This is a genomic window from Colwellia sp. MB02u-14 (assembly GCF_014076915.1).
Lineage (GTDB): Bacteria > Pseudomonadota > Gammaproteobacteria > Enterobacterales > Alteromonadaceae > Colwellia_A.
Window position 1 is genome coordinate 20,696 of sequence record NZ_JACGUX010000082.1, and the last position, 14,920, is coordinate 35,615.

Genomic DNA, 14,920 nt, shown 5'->3' on the forward strand with positions numbered 1-14,920 from the left:
ATATGCCCATAAAAGTTTACATCACTGCATTCATTATTCGATAATTGCAGGGATCACGGTTAAGAGTGCTCGCTGGCCAATGGCAACATTAGCATTTGGGAAAATAATAGCTTCGCCCACTTTTTCTGTTTTAATTTCTTTACCGTCATCTAACGCAATAACGCTACCTTTTGGAAAATCAGTAAAGTTTTCAACATCATCAGAAAAATTCAATGAGAATTTTTCACCGTGACGATTAATTGTTTGATAAATTTCATAGATACTAAAATCTTTTTCATCATAGTCTTTTAGACATAAATCTTCACCTGAGACCAAACGCGTTAATGTTTGCTTAACTTGAGAAAACTTAGCCATGTCATTTTCACCAAAAGGTTTCACTTTGCCTAATTCAACCGTAAAAGCGTCAGCGTTAAATTCATTTGATGAAAAATAACTAAACGTGGTGGTTGGTGAGTGCGAAAGTAAAATGGTGCTCACGCCACAGGCATGCATAAATTGTAATTGTGATTTTTTCCAAGCTCTACCATGCCTAAAAGGATAAACCGCAAACTTATCATTTTTTGAACCACGAATAGCAGTGTGTAAATCGTAGTGACAACGCTCGCGCTCAGTATTATTGACTAACGATTGACCTTGTTCAAAAAAGTCTCGCACCGTATTTTCAAGTAATAAAGCACGATGGCGTTCTTTATTAATTAAACCCGCGCCATGACCTTGATCCGCCGAGTGGCCCCCAGAGAATAAACGATTCATATTTTCTTCAATAAAACGTTCAGAAATATTAATAGAAGCGGGATTACCAAAGATAAAGAGTACTCGCTCCATGCAAGCAACTTCTCCTAAGATAAGTTTTTTAATAAGCTCGGCACAAATTTCAATTGGCGCTGTTTCATTACCGTGCACCGCACTAGAAAGCACAATATCTTTATTTGATTGTGATAAGTTACAAGGTTCAAACGTGATTAAACCGGTATCAACTACCGTGACCTTTGTTTGGCTGTTACTTGCTTGATGTTGAACTTGAAAGGAAAAAGCCCCTGCTAACGACCATTCATTAGCGCGAGTTAAGGCGAGAAAATCACCTGTTGTTTGTAGCGTTTGCTGTTGTTCTTGTAATACTAATTGTAATTTATCCAAACCACTTTCACTAAGCCAATAAAAATTATTGGGTATTGTACAAAAAAATTGAGATTATTGCTTGGATTGATAACAATAAAAGTAAATAGCACAGTAATTAACACATCAATTTTTGACTAAATAGCTCTATAAATATAGAGCTATAAAATTAACGACAGTGATAAATAAAGACCTTTAATCACTGTTGGTTTGTGTAGATACTGATTATGGGGCATCACTAAAACTTATATTATTATTATATTTAAATTTTTGACAACGATTAAATGAAAGAATTCATTATTTTTAGATCATCAACTACAAACCTGCTTTGGTAAACGCTGCGCTGACCAGTACTTGTGCCTCAGTGATAATAAGTTGCAAATGCTTTTGGTCGATAAAGCTTTCTGCATAAATTTTATAGATATCTTCGGTACCTGATGGGCGGGCAGCAAACCAGCCATTAGTGGTGGTAACTTTAACCCCGCCTATAGCTGCATTATTACCGGGTGCATGTGAGAGTACTTGGTTAATTTTTTCTCCTGCAAGAGTCTCTGTAGTAATGTCATCGGCACTTAATGACGTTAGCACTTTCTTTTGCTCAAAACTTGCAACAGCTTCAATGCGTCCATAACAAGGTTCGCCAAGTTTTTCTGCCAGTTCTTGGTACAATTGAAATGGGTCTTTACCGGTAACGGCAAGAATTTCAGCCGCAAGTAGTGCCATAATAAAACCATCTTTATCTGTTGTCCAACAGCTACCGTCGCGAGCAAGAAAAGACGCGCCAGCGCTTTCTTCTCCGCCAAAGGCGTATGATGAGTCACTCAAGCCATCAACAAACCATTTAAAGCCAACTGGCACTTCTGACAAAGGGCGATCAATGTATTGTGCAACACGGTCTATAAGAGAACTTGATACCAAGGTTTTGCCAATTTTACTGTTTTTAGGCCAATCACGATGTGTCATTAAGTAATAAATAGCTACCGCTAGGTAATGATTTGGGTTCATCAAACCCCCTGTTCTTGTCACAATTCCGTGACGATCAAAGTCAGGATCATTACCTACTGCAACATCAAACTTATCTTTTAAAGCAATTAACCCTGCCATTGCATAGGGTGATGAACAATCCATACGGATCTTGCCATCTTTATCTAATGGCATAAAAGCAAAACTAGCATCGACAACAGGATTGACAATTTCCAGGTTCAAGCCATATTTTTTCGCAATGACTGGCCAGTAATGAATACCAGAACCGCCTAATGGGTCAACACCAATTTTAACACCAGCTTTTGCTATAGCTGCCATGTCGACAACTTGTTCAAGTTCGTTAACATAGAAAGTAATAAAATCTTGCTTTAACAATAATGGCGAAGAGCAGGCTTTTGCGTAGCTAATTTGCTTAACATTTACAAGGTTCTCTGCCATTAAATCATTAGCACGTTGTTCAATTTTTTGAGTGACGCCACCCTCAGCAGGCCCGCCGTGCGGAGGGTTATACTTAATACCGCCGTCAGTTGGAGGATTGTGCGAAGGCGTAATAATTAAACCGTCTGCTTGATTATCTTTATTTATGGCTAATTTATTATGAGCAATAATCAATCGAGAAATAACAGGTGTAGGCGTAAAGCCATCATCATTTTGAACAACTACCGGAATATTATTAGCAATTAACACCGATAGCGCATTAGCAAAGGCGGGTTCTGAAAGCGCATGGGTATCTTTACCTAAAAATAATGGCCCTTTCAAACCTTGCTCAGTTCGATGCTCAGCAACCGCTTGGCAAATAGCAACAATGTGTTGTTCATTAAAACTGCTCTTGCTTGCATTACCTCGATGGCCTGATGTGCCAAACGTTACACGTTGTTCAATGATAGAAACATCGGGTATTAATAAGAAATAATCACTGACTAGTTTACCAATATTGATACGGTCTTGTGGTCTAACTGGTTTTCCTGCATGTGCATGTATAGTCATGATATTCCCTATTTTTTATTTCAATGTTTATCTGCTGTAATTTTTTACACGTTATAATAGATCGCGAATTTTCTCAGCATCTTCTTCAGTATAACCTAAGGTTAACGACGCTTTGGTTAACATCATTTTTTTACGTGTAGTATTTGAATTTGTCATTACCCAAAATGGGCTATCAGGTATTTGTAATGGTTTGGTACTACTGCCACTTGCAGAGAGTTCCTCTTTACTTTTGGCAAAGTATAAACGGTCGCGACCTCTAATTTCAGAGACAACAGCAAACTTTTCACTGTGTACGCGATATAAAGCAGCAAGAATAAGTAAAAATCGTCCGACAGCACCACGCTGCGTTGCTAATTCTTCTTTATTAATATAGTTAAGCACATTATCAATGCTAGGAGGCTCAACACTTTCTTCTATAATAACAACCACTTCTTCTTTTTCAATAGTTTCTTCAATTTGAAGTGGTGAGCTTTCAACTGCTTCTTCTTTATTCTCAGACAATATAACTTCAATATCGCCAGCGGTACCTTCAGCTAAGGTTAAGCTAAGTAAACGGCGTAAGATTGACGAAGCACTTTCGCCAATAAATTGGGTATTCGACACTATGTATTGATAAAGTACTTCATCTATTTCAATGTTTTTCATTAATTACCCTAAAATTTCATTAATCGCGCAGGATTATACTTAGCTTAAGGAAAACTTTCCAGCGACAATATCTTGATAAAGCCTCAAAAATAATTGCATGGGGCTATAAAAGCTAAGACAATAAAGCTCTAGACAGAAATATTCATTGAATGAGCTATCCATGACACAAACTTTACATTATCAACAACAAGGCTCTGGCGCCGATATTATTTTGATACACGGCTTACTGGGCAGTTTAGAAAATCTAAATATGGTAGCAAAAGGCCTCAAAGATAATTACCGAGTGACGAGTATTGATGTAAGAAATCATGGTCTTTCATTTCATAAAGACTCAATGAGTTACGAAGAATTAGCTCAAGACACCGTAGACTTAATGAAAACACTTACAATTGACCGTGCTCATTTTCTTGGGCATTCAATGGGAGGTAAGATTGCTATGGAAATTGCGCTAAAACACAGCGAAAAAGTTGAAAAACTAATTGTTGCTGATATAGCCCCTGTTACCTACCCTCCTCACCATAATCATATTATTGAAGGCTTACAAAGTATTACACTTGAACATGTTAAGAGTAGAAAAGATGCCGACGAGCAATTAGCACATTTCGTTGATGAAATGGGTGTTCGGCAGTTTTTATTACGAAATTTGACAGTTAAAGATGGAAAATTTACTTTTAAGTGTAGCCTTAATAATATTCAACATTGCTATCCTCAAATAATGACAGGTTATAAAGGCAAGCAACATTTTAAAGGTGAAACTCTATTTATTAAAGGTGGAGATTCTGATTATATTACCGCAGAGCACCGCGACATTATTAAGGTCTTGTTTCCAAAGAGTAGAGCAAAAATAATTCAAGGTACTGGGCATTGGTTACATGCCGAGAAAACGACGATATTTAATAAAATCACAAATGACTTTTTACAGTTTTAAACACCTATAGAAAGCCTTTTGAACGATTTGATGTAATGTCAGCTTTCATCTTGCTACAATGAGTTCATTACAACAAATGATGTTAATGTGCACTGTCATTTATGGTAAAAATTATGTATTTAAGAACAGAATTATGCTACAGTGCGCCTGAAATTTTTAGGGTGAATTATGTTAGCTGAAAACTTAGAACTTATTGAAACCATCGGTTTGAATTTATTTTTCGCTTTTATCTTTATTTTCATTGGCTTATCGGTCCATGATGTTATGACAAAAAATGATGTTCCCAAAATGGGCCGTATGGTCGTTTATTTGGTCTTATTTTTAGGTTGTGCAGGCTTTATTGCCAAAGGCATTATTCAACTGGTTTGGGAAAGCCAAGGGGTTGGGTAAAAGTTAACGATGGCAAAAGAAGCAAGTGATTTAACCACTATTGATTTGTTTAGTGATGAAAAGCGTCCTGGACGCCCAAAAACAAATCCTCATTCGCGTAGCGTCCAAGTAAAAATAAATAAGCGCAATCAAGTTAAACGCGATAAAAACAATGGCTTGAAGCGAGTTGAATTTAAAATACATCAAGAATTGTTTGAACAGTTAGACGACTTAGCAATAATTCAAGGCATTAGTCGTAGCGAACTTATTGAGTCGATATTGAAAAATTCAATGACGGCAAAAGCATTAAATATTAGTAAATAAGGGTTTTATACCATGGCAATTGTAGGTTTATTTTTCGGTAGTGATACAGGCAATACTGAAGCTGTCAGCAAAACTATCCAAAAGAAGTTAGGCAAAAAATTTGTTGATGTAAAAGACATCGCAAAAAGTACTAAAGAAGAAATCGCTGAATTTGACTTAATCATTTTAGGTATCCCAACTTGGTATTACGGTGAAAACCAATGTGATTGGGACGACTTTTTGCCTGAGCTTGAAGAAATTGATTTTACTGACAAGTTAGTCGCTATTTTTGGTTTAGGTGATCAAGAAGATTACTCTGAATATTTCTGTGATGCTATGGAACCTTTGAAAGATATTGCCGAATCAAGAGGCGCAGTTATTGTAGGTAACTGGTCAACTAAAGGTTATGAGTTTGAAGCGTCTAAAGCCTTAGTTGATGAAAACACTTTTATTGGCTTATGTATTGACGAAGACCGTCAACCAGAGCTAACTGAAGAGCGAATTGATAAATGGGTTACACAAGTATATGAAGAAATGTGTTTAGCAGAACTTGCTGATTAATTTTCGCTATCAAAAGATCTGATATGAAGCCTGCATTTGCAGGCTTTTTTGTAGCCTAAAATTATTTAGGCATAATATTATTTATTTTTCTGACGAATATACAGACGCCGATTCAACTTAGCCACCAACTCGCCATCATTATTTTTCACATACACACTCACCGTGGGTTGATACTTTTCACCGTGACAAGTATTTTCAATAATTTCATTAATAAAATCATCACTTACATAAAACTCTGCCTTTACCACTCCCACTCCAGGTTTTATAAAGTCAATATCAGCTGATTTATCCCAAACATAATATTTATTACCTAAGCGCGATAAAATCATCAATACGTAAAAAGGGTCAGTCATCGAGAATAATGAGCCCCCAAAGTGTGTACCTAAGGCGTTTTTATTCCATGATCGCATTTTTAAACGCACTTTAGCTTGTCGAAAGTCACTAGAAAGTTCTGTTACCTTAATACCTGTAAATAAAAATGGTGGCCAAATATTGAGCAGCAACCTTAGTAACCATGCTCTTTTTAGCATTAAAATCTCCTTTATTTCTTAAATGACTTACCCAAAAAACTCATCGTACCAGTAAAGCAGTTGCAGTTTACTACTATTTTATCAATCAAAACCTATGTATTTGGTAATCATTTAAACTAAGGCTTCCATCAAGCCCTAGAACCCCCTATAATTTTGTTTAACTTATCGAATTAGAGAATTAAAGTTAATGGCAGACCAAAATGAAGAGCTAAAAAGAGCCGGATTAAAGATTACCCTGCCGCGAATCAAAATCCTCACTATTTTACAAAACCCTAATAATCAGCATATTAGCGCGGAAGATGTTTACAAAATATTGCTAGTGCAGAATGAAGAAATTGGTTTAGCGACTGTTTATCGTGTACTAAATCAGTTTGACGATGCAGGTATTGTTAGTCGTCATCACTTTGAAGGTGGGAAATCAGTTTTCGAGTTGAGTCATAAAAAGCATCATGATCATCTTGTTTGTTTAAAATGTGGCAAAGTAGTTGAATTTGAAGATAACGTTATTGAGCAGCGTCAAGAAGATATCGCTAAATCACATAAAATAACGCTAACGAATCATAGTCTCTATTTATATGGCGAATGTGAAGATGAAGAAGCTTGTGATTCATACCGAACTTCTAATAGTTAATTATTATGTGACTTTAAATGAATAAAAACCTGCTTTAGCAGGTTTTTTATTATCACCATTTAAATACAACCAAGAGTGTTACTGCTAGCGTAAAAATTATGAATGACAACCAAGCAAAGCACTATGTCTATTACCTATTTTTAGGCAAAGAAAAAGCGACTCACAAGCCGCTTTTATTTCTTTATTAATATAATGCTGCAAATCCATTTGCTAATTTTAAACGTCCTAAATAATATGGAATTTATTTTTGTATAAAAACTCATTTTATCCAAGCTTTATTACTGTCCTTTATTCGACATCCATTTCAGTACTAACCGTTCATTAAATCCGTTTAGATGGCCCTATCTAAAAGAGCATCAGCTCTCTATTAGCTTCCTTTCTCGGTTAATTTCATCCATAAATTTTATTCATTATATGCGCGGTAAAATAAGTTAACTTTAGCGCTAGCTATTGCATCCATTCAAGTAAATTCCATTTATGTTCCATTCCATTGGAAATAATAGTTTCCTTACGGCTAAATCCTTTATCAACCAAATGTTAACTTAAACCACTTCCTTTTTGCACTTCCTGCACAATATCCAATAAACAATGTTTATCCTTTAACTTATTTATCGTGTTATCCATAACAGTTGTCTTCCTGACAGGTTTAATAGTAACACCCGTAAGTTTTCTCGCTACAAAGGTAAACCAAAAAAACTTAGTCATAATCAACCACATTAACAATAAATTAATTTTTTAACTTAATTAACAATGAGTTAAAATTTATTTTTTTTTACGCTTACAATTTATTGAATGATCACTGACGTAATTGTGCGAAATGGCTTACATACTACGTATGATTTTGTCGGGGAGTATCAAAATTATAAGTGTAACAATATGCAAATATCGCTGAAAATTAAAAAAAAATTCGTTACTCTTGCCAGCGCTTTAGCTCAAACAATATTTTTAGGAGTTTATGTGCTTTTTTTGAAGTCACTATTTTGTTTAACCGGTTCAGATAATCGTAGTCGATTCATTGCTATTCATTTTAGTTGTTATTTATTATTTGCTTTTTTTAGTGCCATTTTTTTATTTAGCGGCTTATTATCCTTCCTGGTATTATCTTTTTTTGCTAGCATTTGTACACTTGCAACAAAGCGCCGCTTAAACGATGCCAACCTCAGCATAGCTTGGTTACTCGCTCCAACGGGGAGTTTTTTAATTGCCGGGTTAATTATCATTATCAGTGATTACACGCCTAGCTATTGGTTACTTTTATTGCCTTTAATCATTTCCACATTGTTAATGACGTATAAAAGTCAAAAAAATAGTCATATATTGGGTTACTGCGGCAGTGTTGATTTAAGTGGCTATGTAAAGAAGCAAGGAAATTTTCAAAAAAAACAAAGAATAGAGCCCACATTTAATCAAAAAGGAGTGGACAATTCCCAAGTAAGTACTCATCAAGAGACTCGCCAGGCTTTTGTTGATAACGCCAAGGTACCTGCAGAGGCGCATAAGCAATCGAGTGATGATTTCGGTGAAGCGATCAGACTAAAGCTGTTCAATATTAAAAATAAAGCCTCAACATTAAGCATACTCATTTTAATCGCCTTAATGTCAATAATATTGGCAGCTGTTTCTTTGTTCTTAAATGATGAACAACATATAACGCCAGATAAGAATGACAAAACTCCCAGCATGGAGTCAAAACAGACTTTATTACATAAAATCACTCTACCCGATAATTTTTCTTTATCCGTATCTGCTTTCGATGGTATTACAATAAAGTGGCAAGGCACTGCTGTGCAGGGCGGTTTTTTATGGCAACAAAATACGGCGCAAGGTGATAATACCTGCCAGGCGATTACTTATGATAATGGAGAGATGATTAGAACATTAGACGTAACACAAGCAGATAAAGGTGATAATTTGGCTAGATTTTCTCCTTTAGATACAAAAGTAATTGTGAGAAACATTGCGATGAGAGGCAGTTTTTCTTTATGTGGGTATACATTTTCACTGAAAGGTAGCCAATCAATTTTAGGTAAGCACCGTTATTATTCAACCTATCTTGAGTATTAATTTAAACAAAAAAATACGGCTCTACGAGCCGCATTTCTTGAACTAGCTTATATGCATCCTGCATAATTTTGTGCCCCGCTTCATCCATAAAGAACTGTCCGTAGTATATCCTAATAGTCCTTTTCTTTCCTTTCATCTTCCATGATTGCCACTCATCCTAAGTAACATCTATAGTGATTTTTCGTCCTTGCGAGCTCTTCCGTTAGCTGTTAATCCTTTAACTTAATTCCTTTTCTTTCATCTTCCATGATTGCCACTCATCCTAAGTAACATCTATAGTGATTTTCCGTTCTTGCGAGCTCTTCCGTTAGCTGTTAATCCTTTAACCTAATTCCTTTTCTGTCCATTCATCTTCCATGATTGCCACTCATCCTAAGTAACATCTATAGTGATTTTCCGTCCTTGCGAACTCTTCCGTTAGCTGTTAATCCTTTAACTTAATTCCTTTTCTGTCCATTCATCTTCCATGATTGCCACTCATCCTAAGTAACATCTATAGTGATTTTCCGTCCTTGCGAGCTCTTCCGTTAGCTGTTAATCCTTTAACTTAATTCCTTTTCTTTCCTTTGATGATTCCTATCATCCTGCCTAATCCCTCAAACGTCCTTTAAAGAGTTATCTACTCTATTGATCTTCCTGACCTGCATCTTCCTGATGAATTAAATAATACGTTGATTTAGATATTTTCCAAGTCATCATAATTTTTTAATTTAACAACATTAATTTTAAACAAGTATATAAAAAACAAAAAACACAATGTAATCATGTGTTAATGTAAATTCACAATCTATTTGCTAGAAGTTATTTACTCAATATCTTACGTGTTTGTAAGATATATCTTACAAAATCTCAATCAAAAAGTGAAACACCCAAAGACTAAATGGATCAGGGTAATATTAAAGAAAAGTCATTAACTTTTTATAGGTCTAATAAAGCTACACCCCGCTGTTATTAAGAAGGTGGGTTATAAATATAGCCCAGAGTAAGGTCCCTATGCTTTTTGTAGATACTTTTATACCGATATTATTTTAAGCGCTTTACTCTACAAACCTTAAGTTAACTCTGCTGTGTTCTATAAATAAAACATATTTATAGTAGGCTAACATTAAAGTTATTGATTATTGAGGACTCGACTTCGTTGCGAAAGGGTCTAAGAATAGGGTTGTCAAATTTTGGCTGTACTATTGACGATACCGATGATGGCTCATAAGATTTAAACATGGCTTTAGCGAGCGATTATTCCTTACTCATACTTGATTTAATGCTACCGTCTATTGACGGTAAGGCTATATTAAAAGCCATCAGAAAAGCGAACAAATACCTCAGATTACTGATACTTTCAGTACGATATCTTACAGAAAATAAAATTTCAGGCTTATTACTGCTTAACAAAACCTTTTTCTTTTGATGAACTTCATGTTCGCCTGTTCTGCTAAATGCGCAGGGGTAGCTTAAATGTCAATGACAATAAGATTAATATTGGTTTTTTTTCATTAGACATTCATTTAAAACAATTACTGTGTAATGGAGCAGATGCTCATTTAACACTTAATGAATATAAGCTTGTTTAATGTATTTTTACTAATCAAGGTAAAGTAGTTTCACCTGAAAAATTAAGTGAGTACTTAGCGGGACATATAATGCAGTCCCTAAAAACTCAAGTGAAGCTCATCTTTCCACCGCCCATAAAAAGTGAGAGATATTGGGCATGATTTACCAATAAAAACTCAACATGGTTTTGGTTACTTTGTTAATAGCTGTTAATGAACTCTATTAACAAAAAGTTAAGTCGATACATATCAATTTCCATATTTATATTATTGGTATCGCTTTTTTATAACAGACATAAGTGTTGATAGTTAGATCAGTAATCAATTTGATCGAGCGATGGTAAACAAAGCAGGATTTTTAGAAACATTAGTCAGCGAAGCTACAGAAAAAATTGACTTTGATTTTGCTGATGAATTTATGTATGAGTTTTCAGGGGTAAACGATCCAGAGTACTTTCAATTATGGTGTGACAATAAAGTTTTTGAACGTTCAGAAACACTTAAGCTTTTTAAATACAACGAATTGCCAAGGTTAGTCGTTGCCCTACATAAGTTATCAATAACGAATATAACCCTACCAGACGGACGATCTGACAGAATGTATTTCATAAGATTTAAGCCTCAAATTGATAGTGATATTAGGGAGATGTTTGGTTTAGCGAGAGAGGAATTTGTAAAAAATAAAAAACCGATGGAGTTAGCTTACGCAACAAGTAATGAAGCCTAAATAAAATTCTTTGGTTTGTAGACATTATTTTTATATTTACCTCAATTTTCGCTGTTATCGCGGTAAGGCTCATTGTTTTCAATGTTGTTGAGCGTGGTTTAAAACCACTTAATGAATTAAATGCTGCGCTAAAACAGATAAATTTAAACTCTGAAGTCAGTGAAATTTCGACAAATACATTACCCGAAGAACTTGTTGCTATCACAGAAGATATTAATCATTTTATCAGTGCAAAGAAAATTCTCTATTTAAGAGAAAAAAGAATCACCTCAGATATTGCTCATGAGTTAAAAACACCGATTGCTGAGTTACTGAACTTAAGTGAAGTTGCGATAAAATGTCCTAATGAATAACAATTAGCGGCGAATTTTAAGACTAATGTACTGGCAATTACTCAGCGCTTAAAAAATATAGTCAATGGTATACTTTTACTGTAAAAAAGCACATCACACTCTGAGCTAGAAAAACAACAAGTGGATGTTACATTGTTAATAAATACCATTATTATCACAGAAAACAAGAATAATAGAGATGTTAAGGTAAGCCTTCATCATCAATATGAAAATATTAAAAAAAATGAATTTGCTTTCACTACAGTGCTAAGTAACCTCATTAATAATGCCCTTTACTATAGCCCGTATCCAAAGACTAAAAAATGAAAATTAAAATTTCAAATGTCAGTACATTTGATTATTCAGAGCAAAACTGAGTTCTTTTTTTGAACCTTTATGGTAAAAAGATTCATCAAGAACCTCTAAAGAAAAGGTATGGGCTAGCTTTAGCCATTGCTCAATCATACTATCAAAAAATTGGTGCAACTTTAAACGTTTCAATAGAGCATGACCAAAAGATTGTTTTCACTATCATAATATAATCCGCTTAGCATCTTTAACAACCACTTAGTTAACTAACGTTTTACACCATTATTTATCGATTACTGGGCGATGTTGGTAAGATCAGTTTTTTGATTTCAAGTGTCGCGACTTCTTTACCATCCTTTTCTTGCCCTACTCTAAAAGGGATAAAATGATGCTCTGTACTTAACCAAAAGTGAGTTTTTCTTGAGCTGTTCTTTTTTACTCGTGAAACTTTTATCGTATCAACTGCTCCCATCGTTGTTTTAATGTTTTCTCTGCCTAAAAATTCGAATGAATATGTTTTAACGGATCCTTCATCATAAACTAAATACTCCAAGTTATGCCTTTGGTTGCCGATTTCGCTCCTCATTTTTTCTATAACTAACAAGGGGTCAAGTATATTAGGCGTTAAAGGAAGTGACCATTTTTGCGCTATATCTTCACCTAAAACGACTCCTGCCGCATAATCAAATTCAATCATTTGATGTTTGTTTTCTTTAAAGGTTCGCTCATCACTACTGATATATTTAAATGGTTTTACTTGCTGAGCATCATATGTAAACTCACTGGACTCTTGGGTATTGATGACATAAAAATATTTTGAAGCTTCAGTTTTAAACGTTAACTTATAAAGAGCATCATCAGTTCTCGATAACGTTCTTACTGCTTTGCCATATTTATCACCTTTTCGGTAAACGGTATAATGCGCAGTATATTCTATCAAAGTAGCATTGTTCGCTACGGTAGGGTTTTCTGTACTTTGCGCATAACAACTGATCATAGCCAAGCAGGACAAGAGATAAGTTTGAGTAATAATTGAGCGTAACAATTGTGAATAGAGAAACATCTAAATAGTGCCTTATTATGATTATGCGGGAAGCGTTATTTGTAAAACCCTCTCTTTTTAGCGTAAATCACCCCTAAGGTAAATTGATTATTCAAATAAAGGCTTTTTTCAGTTTAAGCTAAGCCAACCTTAAGCTTATATTATGAGTATGAAGCCACTAATCTATAGGTGGTTTTATGAATTTAATCACTCACTACATTTCTTACTTTAAACGTTTGAAATTAACAACAAATCAATTGTTATTATTTACCTATTGTTAAATTGCACAGATCTTAAACTTGCCATTTTTGTTAAAAACAGTAGATATAATTACCGCATTAGATAATTATTGTCTTTGCCAATATTTTTTTATCGCTAACCGTTATTATACAAGGCGTTCTTTCATTTAGGTGGTTAACCAAACCCTTACTTATCGCGACTGTGATTTGTTCGTCATTACTCTTTTATGGCACTATTTCATAAGGGATAGTCATTGATTATGGCATGATTCAAAATACCCTTGAAACCGATACAGCAGAAGCCTTATCTTACATAAACCTTCACGCTATTTTATTCTTTATATTTTTTGGATTACTTCCCACATTCATCATCTACTCATTTCAATTAACTTATAAGCCATTTTTCAAAGAGCTGTTGAACCGGCTAAAACTGCTTAGTTTAAGTCTTGTCACTGTATTTTTAATCTGTGCTTTTTTCTATTCAAATTATGCAGTGGTTGGCAGAAACAATAAACACCTCATTACCTACATAACGCCATATAAAATGGTGGTAGCGTCATTCAAATTTGTCTGCAATCACTATTTTTATCCGCTACTTTAATTTAAATTTTTAGATGCCGCACCGTCAATTGTACTTAACAGTTATAAAAAAAGTCACCGTTATGGTGTTTGGAGAAACAGCTCCCGCCCAAAATTTTTACTTAATGGCTATAGTAAACCGACTAACCAATATGCTAAAAAACAAGCCGTGGTCTCATTCTCAAGGATGAGTTTATATGAAACAACAACGGCTATATCTGTGCCCTGTATTTTTTCAAAGTTAAATAAATACGGCGATGAAAAGCGTATGACAACAGCCCAACAAAATGTCATTGATATTATCCATTTAGCGGCGCTGATGTTTTATGGATAAGTAATAATAACGGCAGCTGTAAAGTTGTTTGTACCCGGTAAAAATGCAACAAGTCGACCTTGATAAATCAAACCCTTTATGTGATGGCGAGACTGCTATGACGAAGCACTTTTAGCGCTCCTAATAAGTAAATCCAGTCAGTTAACACATCAAAACACACCGTCATTGTACTGCATATAATAAGCTCTCACCGGCCTACTTATTTTAAATGCTATTCTAGAAAAGACATGCTTTTATCCCTGATTTCCAACGTAGCCATACTCAAAATTGTTCACTAGAGCAACTGATTAATAGTTATGACAATATCACTAAACCTAAAGGCCTGCGAAGAATCTATTTGGCCACATTAAATTCATTGCGCGCTTTAAAGTGGTTATACGACAATAAATCTACTTTTAAACAAGAGCTTTTACTGCTGCTTGTTGTTATAACCGCATCTTTTGTTTTTGATATCAGCATTAAAGAACAAGTGATATTAATACTCGCAATTGTTTTTGTTATATTTACAGAAAGAATAAACACAGCCATTGAAGCTGTTATCGACAGTATTGGTTTAGAAATTAATCCATTGTCAGGTCTTGCAATAAACTTAGGAGCAGCAGTAATGTTAAGCCTACTTGTAGCAAGTTGTATTTGGCTAATAGTATGACTTTAAAAACTATCCTGGCTTAACTTAAGTTTAAGTTTAAG

Annotated in this window: 15 protein-coding genes and 1 pseudogene; 11 read left to right on the forward strand and 5 right to left on the reverse strand. The window is 34.7% G+C overall.

Going from position 1 to position 14,920, the window contains the following annotated elements; translation table 11 throughout:
• Positions 1–33: 33 nt before the first annotated feature.
• From astE to seqA, 3 genes are all read right to left on the reverse strand, one after another.
• Entirely contained in the window at positions 34–1,137 is a 1,104-nt protein-coding gene (gene astE / locus H4J52_RS14850) for a succinylglutamate desuccinylase (protein WP_182178765.1), read from the reverse strand.
• A 294-nt stretch (positions 1,138–1,431) separates the two neighbouring features.
• Positions 1,432–3,087: a phosphoglucomutase (alpha-D-glucose-1,6-bisphosphate-dependent) gene (gene pgm / locus H4J52_RS14855; RefSeq protein ID WP_182188804.1), complete on the reverse strand. Its 1,656-nt coding sequence runs from the start codon at positions 3,085–3,087 to the stop codon at positions 1,432–1,434.
• Between the two features lie 51 nt (positions 3,088–3,138).
• Complete coding sequence (gene seqA / locus H4J52_RS14860; RefSeq protein WP_182178543.1) at positions 3,139–3,732, reverse strand: replication initiation negative regulator SeqA; 594 nt, start codon at positions 3,730–3,732, stop codon at positions 3,139–3,141.
• 160 nt (positions 3,733–3,892) lie between these two features.
• Here seqA and H4J52_RS14865 point away from each other — a divergent pair, with 160 nt between their 5' ends.
• The 4 genes from H4J52_RS14865 (at position 3,893) to fldA (ending at position 5,893) form a co-directional block, all read left to right on the forward strand.
• Entirely contained in the window at positions 3,893–4,660 is a 768-nt protein-coding gene (locus H4J52_RS14865) for an alpha/beta fold hydrolase (RefSeq protein WP_182178541.1), read from the forward strand.
• A gap of 168 nt (positions 4,661–4,828) precedes the next feature.
• Positions 4,829–5,050, forward strand: coding sequence for a DUF2788 domain-containing protein (locus H4J52_RS14870; protein WP_070376277.1), 222 nt, complete (start codon positions 4,829–4,831; stop codon positions 5,048–5,050).
• Between the two features lie 9 nt (positions 5,051–5,059).
• Complete coding sequence (gene ybfE, locus H4J52_RS14875; RefSeq protein ID WP_182178539.1) at positions 5,060–5,353, forward strand: LexA regulated protein; 294 nt, start codon at positions 5,060–5,062, stop codon at positions 5,351–5,353.
• Between the two features lie 12 nt (positions 5,354–5,365).
• Entirely contained in the window at positions 5,366–5,893 is a 528-nt protein-coding gene (gene fldA, locus H4J52_RS14880; RefSeq protein ID WP_182178537.1) for a flavodoxin FldA, read from the forward strand.
• 77 nt (positions 5,894–5,970) lie between these two features.
• On the opposite strand, the gene H4J52_RS14885 is transcribed toward fldA, so the two are convergent.
• Positions 5,971–6,423, reverse strand: a complete 453-nt coding sequence (locus H4J52_RS14885) for a DUF4442 domain-containing protein (protein ID WP_182178535.1) — start codon at positions 6,421–6,423, stop codon at positions 5,971–5,973.
• Between the two features lie 187 nt (positions 6,424–6,610).
• Between H4J52_RS14885 and fur the strand changes: the two genes are divergently transcribed.
• The 4 genes and pseudogenes from fur (at position 6,611) to H4J52_RS20075 (ending at position 11,395) form a co-directional block, all read left to right on the forward strand.
• On the forward strand, positions 6,611–7,054 hold the full coding sequence (gene fur / locus H4J52_RS14890; RefSeq protein WP_182178533.1) for a ferric iron uptake transcriptional regulator: 444 nt from the start codon (positions 6,611–6,613) through the stop codon (positions 7,052–7,054).
• Between the two features lie 966 nt (positions 7,055–8,020).
• Positions 8,021–9,118: a hypothetical protein gene (locus tag H4J52_RS14895; RefSeq protein WP_182207855.1), complete on the forward strand. Its 1,098-nt coding sequence runs from the start codon at positions 8,021–8,023 to the stop codon at positions 9,116–9,118.
• Between the two features lie 1,087 nt (positions 9,119–10,205).
• Positions 10,206–10,882: pseudogene (locus tag H4J52_RS20070) on the forward strand (response regulator transcription factor).
• A gap of 123 nt (positions 10,883–11,005) precedes the next feature.
• Positions 11,006–11,395, forward strand: a complete 390-nt coding sequence (locus H4J52_RS20075) for a hypothetical protein (RefSeq protein WP_259367863.1) — start codon at positions 11,006–11,008, stop codon at positions 11,393–11,395.
• Positions 11,396–12,322: 927 nt separating this feature from the next.
• Here the strand turns inward: H4J52_RS20075 and H4J52_RS14905 are convergent.
• Positions 12,323–13,099 carry a DUF3108 domain-containing protein gene (locus tag H4J52_RS14905; protein ID WP_182225035.1) on the reverse strand — a complete coding sequence of 259 codons (777 nt, stop codon included), beginning with the start codon at positions 13,097–13,099 and terminating at the stop codon, positions 12,323–12,325.
• Positions 13,100–13,582: 483 nt separating this feature from the next.
• On the opposite strand from H4J52_RS14905, the gene H4J52_RS20080 reads away from it, so the two are divergent.
• The 3 genes from H4J52_RS20080 to H4J52_RS14915 all read left to right on the forward strand — a co-directional run bounded on the left by H4J52_RS20080 (position 13,583) and on the right by H4J52_RS14915 (position 14,879).
• Positions 13,583–13,918, forward strand: a complete 336-nt coding sequence (locus H4J52_RS20080) for a DUF1705 domain-containing protein (RefSeq protein WP_259366635.1) — start codon at positions 13,583–13,585, stop codon at positions 13,916–13,918.
• Between the two features lie 165 nt (positions 13,919–14,083).
• A complete protein-coding gene (locus tag H4J52_RS20085) occupies positions 14,084–14,230 on the forward strand; it encodes a hypothetical protein (RefSeq protein WP_259367864.1) in 147 nt (48 codons plus the stop codon).
• Between the two features lie 337 nt (positions 14,231–14,567).
• Positions 14,568–14,879, forward strand: coding sequence for a diacylglycerol kinase (locus tag H4J52_RS14915; protein ID WP_259367865.1), 312 nt, complete (start codon positions 14,568–14,570; stop codon positions 14,877–14,879).
• Positions 14,880–14,920 lie beyond the last annotated feature (41 nt).

Excerpts from the sequence above, each read along its gene's own strand:
- H4J52_RS20075 (WP_259367863.1), top strand. The coding sequence starts at position 11,006 with ATGGTAAACAAAGCAGGATTTTTAGAAACATTAGTCAGCGAAGCTACA.
- fur (WP_182178533.1), top strand. The coding sequence starts at position 6,611 with ATGGCAGACCAAAATGAAGAGCTAAAAAGAGCCGGATTAAAGATTACC.
- ybfE (WP_182178539.1), top strand. The coding sequence starts at position 5,060 with ATGGCAAAAGAAGCAAGTGATTTAACCACTATTGATTTGTTTAGTGAT.
- seqA (WP_182178543.1), bottom strand. The coding sequence starts at position 3,732 with ATGAAAAACATTGAAATAGATGAAGTACTTTATCAATACATAGTGTCG.
- fldA (WP_182178537.1), top strand. The coding sequence starts at position 5,366 with ATGGCAATTGTAGGTTTATTTTTCGGTAGTGATACAGGCAATACTGAA.
- pgm (WP_182188804.1), bottom strand. The coding sequence starts at position 3,087 with ATGACTATACATGCACATGCAGGAAAACCAGTTAGACCACAAGACCGT.
- H4J52_RS14885 (WP_182178535.1), bottom strand. The coding sequence starts at position 6,423 with ATGCTAAAAAGAGCATGGTTACTAAGGTTGCTGCTCAATATTTGGCCA.
- H4J52_RS14865 (WP_182178541.1), top strand. The coding sequence starts at position 3,893 with ATGACACAAACTTTACATTATCAACAACAAGGCTCTGGCGCCGATATT.
- H4J52_RS20085 (WP_259367864.1), top strand. The coding sequence starts at position 14,084 with ATGAGTTTATATGAAACAACAACGGCTATATCTGTGCCCTGTATTTTT.
- H4J52_RS20080 (WP_259366635.1), top strand. The coding sequence starts at position 13,583 with ATGATTCAAAATACCCTTGAAACCGATACAGCAGAAGCCTTATCTTAC.
- H4J52_RS14870 (WP_070376277.1), top strand. The coding sequence starts at position 4,829 with ATGTTAGCTGAAAACTTAGAACTTATTGAAACCATCGGTTTGAATTTA.
- H4J52_RS14905 (WP_182225035.1), bottom strand. The coding sequence starts at position 13,099 with ATGTTTCTCTATTCACAATTGTTACGCTCAATTATTACTCAAACTTAT.